Below are 5,518 nucleotides of genomic sequence, written 5' to 3' on the forward strand. Positions count from 1 at the left end.
GGTCAGGGCCGCGTGCAGCAGCGGGTGGCGCTGCGCCGAGGCGGCGGCGAAGAGCTCCGCGGGCGCGAGGGTGCGCGCCGGGGCGGCGGCGGAGCGCGCGAAGAGGGAGACGACGCCCGTGATGAGCGCGACGGCCTCCATCTTCGCGGCCGTGCCGCACTGCGCCGGTCGCATCAGGCGCAGGCAGTGCTCGACGTGGTCGGTGCCGTGCGGTCCGAGGGCGACGGTGCGGGCGTTGGCCTCCAGCAGCCAGGGGTGCGCCCGGTGCAGCGCCAGCAGGTCGCGCCCCACCGCGACCAGGTCGTCGATCCAGTCCCCGCCCGCGGGTCCGGCGTCCGCGGGTTCCCCGCCGACCGGGCGGGTGCCGTCGCGCCGGTGCAGCGGCAGCTCCGCCAGGACCTGGTCGACCATGAGGTCGACCAGGTCCTCGCGCGAGGACAGGTAGCGGTACAGGCTCGCGGCGGCCGTGCCCAGCCGGGCGGCGACGGCGCGCATGGTGGCGGCCTCCAGCCCGCCGGCGTCGGCCAGCGCGACCGCGGCCGCGGCGATCCGCTCGTGGCTGTGCTCCGGGCGCGGGCCGCGCGCCGGGCGCTGCGCGCGGGCCCACACCGGTGGCCGGTGCGCACCGCCGCGCGCCGGAGGGGGGCTTGTGTCGGGCACGGGACGAGCCTAATCTGCTAACACTGTTCGCAGTCAGGAGGTCGAGATGTCGAGGACGACGACGAAGCCGACGACGAAGCCGACGACGACGCGGGAACCGGCGCAGGAGGCCCTGCGCGAGTCCACGACGCGCTCCGCCGACGGCGCCACCGTGCGCGTGAGCTCGCTGGGCACCGGGCCGGGCGTGGTGCTCCTGCACGGGGGCGGCATCGCCGGGCGGGAGTACCACCGCCTGGCCCGCGCGCTGGCCGCGCGCTGCAGCGTGCACCTGTACGACCGCCGGGGGCGGGCCGGATCGGCTCCGCTGCAGGGCACCGAGACGGTCGCCACCGACGTCGCGGACCTCGCGGCCGTCCTGCGGCACACCGGCGCCCGGCGCGTGTTCGGCCACAGCGGAGGCGGTTTCACCGCCCTGCGCGCCGGGCTGGAGCTGCCCCCGGCGCTCCTGGAGCGCATCGCGGTCTACGACCCGGGCCTGTCGATCGACGGCCGGCCCTCCTTCGCGTTCCTGGACGACTTCGAGGACGCCGTCGCCCGCGGCCGGCACGCGCGGGCGATGACCCTGCTGGCCCGCTCGGTCGACCCGCAGGGCGCCGGCGCGAGGATGCCGTTCGCGCTGGCGGAGCTGCTGACCGGGGCGTTCCTGCGCACCTCCGTCGGTCGCCGCTTCGTCGAGTCGCTGCCGACGATGGCCCCGGAGGTGCGCCGCATCGCCGAGCACGACGGACCGGCCTCGGACTACGCGGGGATCGGGGCCGAGGTGCTGCTGGCGGCGGGCGCGCGCAGCCCCGGCTACTTCGCGCAGAACTGCGAGGCGCTGGCCGCGGCGATCCCGCGCGCCCGCTCGCTGGTGCTGCCCGGCTGCGTCCACAACGCCGCCAACACCGCGCGCCCGGCTTTCGTCGACCCCTTCGCCGAGTTCCTGGCGGCCCCGGTGGGCACGACCCCGGCGGCGCGCGCCTGAGGGAGCGCCGCCGCCGGCAGGGGGTCCCCAGGACGACGGCACCGCGTCGTCCGGTGCCCGGGCGTGCGCGGGAGGGACGACGTCCTAGAGCTGCCGGTCCGAGAGCGCGATGGTGCCGCCGACGCCGATCATCACCACGCCGCCGGTGGCCCCGAGGCGGGGCAGGCGACGCGGGTCACGGGTGAGCCAACCGCGGGCAGCGCCGGCGGCCAGCGCCCAGACGGTGTCGAAGGCCAGCCCGATGAGGAGGTGGAGCGTCCCGAGGACGAGGACCTGGCTCCAGACCGGCCCGGCGGCCGGGGCGGTGAACTGCGGCAGGACTGCGACGAAGAAGATCGCCGACTTGGGGTTGGTGACGCCCACGAGGAAGCCCTCGCGCAGCGACCTGCTCGCGGGGACGTCAGCGGGGGCGCGCGTGCCGGTCGGCGCGGACGCCGTCGTGGCCGCAGCCGCCGCCAGGTTCGCGCCGGGAGGCATGGGCGGAGGGCACGACGGGGCGGCGAGGACCGCTGCCGAACGGCCGAGGACCGCTGCCGAACGGCGTGGACGCGCTCAGGCGAACGGCGCGATCGCCACGCCGGCCGCGGTGAGGGCCTCGCGCACCTGCCGCGCGATCGCGACCGCGCCGGGGGTGTCGCCGTGCACGCAGATCGAGGCGGCGTCCACGGCGACGACGCTGCCGTCGACGGCCTCGACCTCGCCCGCGGTGGCCATCCGCACGCACCGGCGGGCGATCTCCGCGGGGTCGTGCAGGACGGCGCCGTCCTGGCCGCGGGGGACCAGCGTGGCCTGCGGGGTGTACGCGCGGTCGGCGAACGCCTCCGCGACGACCCGCAGGCCGGCCTCGGCGGCCAGGGCCAGGAAGCGCGAACCCGGCAGCCCCAGCACCGGCAGCGCCGGGTCGTAGCGGCGGACGGCCTCCACGACGGCCGCGGCCTGCGCCTCGTGGTGGACGATCGCGTTGTACAGCGCGCCGTGGGGCTTCAGGTAGGCGACCCGGGTGCCGGCGACGCGGGCGAACGCCTCCAGCGCACCGAGCTGGTACAGCACGTCGTTCGTCAGCTCGGCGGGGGCGACGTCGATGAACCGGCGGCCGAACCCGGGCAGGTCCCGGTAGCCGACCTGCGCGCCGACGACGACGCCGCGCGCCGCCGCCAGCTCGCAGGTGCGGCGCAGCACGGTCGGGTCCCCGGCGTGGAAGCCGCACGCCACGTTCGCGCTCGTCACCACCCCGAGCAGCGCCTCGTCGTCACCCAGCGTCCAGCGGCTGAAGCTCTCCCCGAGGTCGGAGTTCAGGTCCACGGTCAGCTCCAGATCGTCGAGAGGGTGGACAGCGAGCGGTAGGCGAGGAACAGCGCCACCAGCCAGGCGAGCAGGCCGGCGGCGACCAGCCAGCGCGGGTAGCGGTACCCGCCGAGCAGGTCGCGGCGGCGCAGCGCGACCCACAGCACCACGACGAGGCCCAGCGGCAGGACGAGGCCGTTGAACGCGCCGGCGAACACCAGCAGCTGCGCCGGAGCGGCGCCCGCGACCAGGAAGAACACCGAGCACACCACGATGAACGCGATGGTCAGCAGGTTGCGGGTGCGCGCCGGGGTGCGGGAGCTGGTGAGGAAGCTGACGGAGGTGTACGAGGCCCCGATGACCGAGGTGAGCGCCGCCGCCCACAGGACCACGCCGAACACCCGCAACCCGACCTCGCCCGCCGCCGACTCGAACGCCGTGGCGGCCGGGTTGTCGGTGGCCAGCGACACGCCGCCCGCGACGACGCCGAGGATGGCCAGGAACAGCAGGGCCCGCATGACGGCCGTGATGACGATGCCGGTGACCGAGCTGCGGGTGATGGCGCGGACGTTCTCCGGTCCCGTGAGGCCGGAGTCCAGCAGCCGGTGGGCCCCGGAGTAGGTGATGTAGCCGCCGACGGTGCCGCCGACGATCGTCGTGATGGCCAGGGCGTCGACCGTCTCGGGGAGCACGACGTTGCGCAGCGCCTGGCCCACGGGCGGCCCGGAGACGACCGCGACGTAGGCCGTCATCGCGATCATCACCAGCCCGAGCACGACGACGATGCGGTCCAGCGCGGCGCCGGCGGCCCGGCTGAGGAAGATGGCGATGGCCAGCAGCGCGGACAGCCCGGCGCCCCAGCGCGGGTCCAGGCCCACCATCGCGTTCAGGCCCAGCCCGGCGCCCGCGACGTTGCCCACGTTGAAGACGAGGCCGCCGAGGACGACGAGGCCGGTCAGCGCCCACCCGGCCCCGGGCAGGACGCGGTTGCCCAGTTCCTGGGCCCGCAGCCCGGAGACGCCGATGACGCGCCAGACGTTCAGCTGCAGGGCGATGTCGACGAGGATGCTGACGACGATGGCGAAGGCGAACGCCGCGCCCAGCTGCGCCGTGAACGTCGTCGTCTGGGTGATGAACCCCGGCCCGATCGCGCTCGTGGCCATGAGGAAGACGGCGCCGAGCAGCGTGCGGCGCGCGGCGCGCCGGTCCACGCCCTCGCCCGTGCGGGTGGCCCCGGTGCTCACGAGGCGCTCACGAGGCGCTGCCGGGACGGTCCGCGCGGACCGCGGCGCCGGCGGCGGTCACGAGGGCGACGGTCTGGTCGACGACGGCGCGCCGGTCGGCCTCGAACGCGGGGTCGGTCAGCAGCGAGGCGTCGGCCGGGTACTCCAGCGCGGAGACGTGCAGGTGCCCGCCGGGCACGTCCCAGGCCTGCATCCCGATCCGCAGCCGGTTGGAGCGGTACATGCTCTCGTTGGACAGGTAGCTGCCGCCCGGTCCCGAGCCGGCCCGGCTGCCGGGCGTCGGGTCGTCCGCGCACCGCAGCGCCGTCGGGTCCGGCCAGGTCCCGGCGGGCCACTCGCAGATCCCGTCGTTCAGCTGCACGGGCCACGGGCCGGTGCCGGCGGCGATCATGGCCTCGTACGGCAGCGTCGTCTCGATCCACTCGGGGGAGTCGTACGGCTGCGGCCAGTGCGAGGGGCGCGAGACGGGACCGAACTGCTGGTTGCGGTTGTTGTCGGGGGAGCCGCCGCGGGCGTTGGCGGCCCACTGCTCGACGTCCATCCGGCCGCGGCCGGTCTGGCTGATCGTCATGATCATGTCGGTGCGGTCCTCGCCGGTGGCCAGCACCGGCCCGAACGCGTCCTCGACGACGCCCTGGTCGAAGTCGGTGTAGTTGACGGGCAGGACGACGGCCTCGACGGTGACCGGGCCCTGCGGGGTCTGCACGGTGCGCCCGTCCAGCTGCAGCGCGCTCGCCCCGGACGGGTTGGAGTTCCGCAGGCTGGAATCGAGGCTGTACGTGTCGAAACCGCTGATCACGACGCGGGTCGCGTCGGGGTCCTCCTGCGACCAGGCCACCGAGGAGATGCCGCGGCTGGTGCGGTCCAGCACGTGCAGCAGGCCCTGCCGCTGCAGCGGGTTCTCCAGGTAGGCCGCGTCCAGCGAGCGCAGCGCCGCGCTCATCGAGGTGCGGGCCCAGTACAGCGGCCGGTCGTCGTAGCGGTCGATCGTGCCGCTGGTCAGCCGGCCCTGGGCGCGGGCGACGGCCGTGTCCCACAGCCGCTGCCCGCTGCTGCGGACCAGCTCGTGCGCCTCCTGCAGCCCGGTGGCCGCGCACAACCGCGAGGAGAACTCGGCGACGAGCACGTCGAACCCGGCCGCGCGCAGGAACTGCGCGGAGGCGGCCTCCCCGCCGGGCACCAGCGGCTGGCCGAGGCGGGACTCCTCGACGGTCGGCACGGTCGAGGGTGCCGCGCACGGCGAGGCGGGTGCGGGCGGCGCGGGCTGTGCGGCGGAGGGGGCGCTCGCACCGCCCAGCACGAGCGCGGTGGCGACGCCGCCGAGGGCGGCGGTGCGCCAGCCGGCGCGCCGGGGACGGGGGGGAAG

The 5,518-nt window shown here is 76.0% G+C and carries 6 protein-coding genes; 1 reads left to right on the top strand and 5 read right to left on the bottom strand.

Annotated features, from left to right (window positions below; translation table 11 throughout):
* A partial coding sequence (locus GTQ99_RS27190) for a TetR family transcriptional regulator (protein ID WP_166617318.1) occupies nt 1-660 on the bottom strand: 660 nt, incomplete at its 3' end.
* A gap of 157 nt (nt 661-817) precedes the next feature.
* Here GTQ99_RS27190 and GTQ99_RS19210 point away from each other — a divergent pair.
* The gene (locus GTQ99_RS19210; protein ID WP_166617319.1) at nt 818-1,624 is read left to right on the top strand and encodes an alpha/beta fold hydrolase; all 807 of its coding nucleotides are present in this window, start codon (nt 818-820) and stop codon (nt 1,622-1,624) included.
* 84 nt (nt 1,625-1,708) lie between these two features.
* Here GTQ99_RS19210 and GTQ99_RS19215 read toward each other — a convergent pair whose 3' ends face one another.
* From GTQ99_RS19215 to GTQ99_RS19230, 4 genes are all read right to left on the bottom strand, one after another.
* Nucleotides 1,709-2,101 (bottom strand): LysE family translocator, encoded by a 393-nt coding sequence (locus GTQ99_RS19215; RefSeq protein ID WP_166617320.1) that lies wholly within the window; start codon nt 2,099-2,101, stop codon nt 1,709-1,711.
* Between the two features lie 75 nt (nt 2,102-2,176).
* The gene (locus GTQ99_RS19220; RefSeq protein ID WP_166617322.1) at nt 2,177-2,932 is read right to left on the bottom strand and encodes a LamB/YcsF family protein; all 756 of its coding nucleotides are present in this window, start codon (nt 2,930-2,932) and stop codon (nt 2,177-2,179) included.
* Nucleotides 2,929-4,152, bottom strand: a complete 1,224-nt coding sequence (locus GTQ99_RS19225) for an NRAMP family divalent metal transporter (RefSeq protein ID WP_338075123.1) — start codon at nt 4,150-4,152, stop codon at nt 2,929-2,931. The genes GTQ99_RS19220 and GTQ99_RS19225 overlap by 4 nt, the downstream gene beginning before the upstream one ends.
* Nucleotides 4,153-4,159: 7 nt before the next feature.
* Nucleotides 4,160-5,518, bottom strand: a 1,359-nt coding sequence (locus GTQ99_RS19230) for a C15 family peptidase (RefSeq protein WP_166617321.1), incomplete at its 5' end; no start/stop codon positions are given.

The sequence above is a fragment of the Kineococcus vitellinus genome, from assembly GCF_009906315.1.
In the GTDB taxonomy this organism is placed as follows: Bacteria; Actinomycetota; Actinomycetes; order Actinomycetales; family Kineococcaceae; genus Kineococcus; species Kineococcus vitellinus.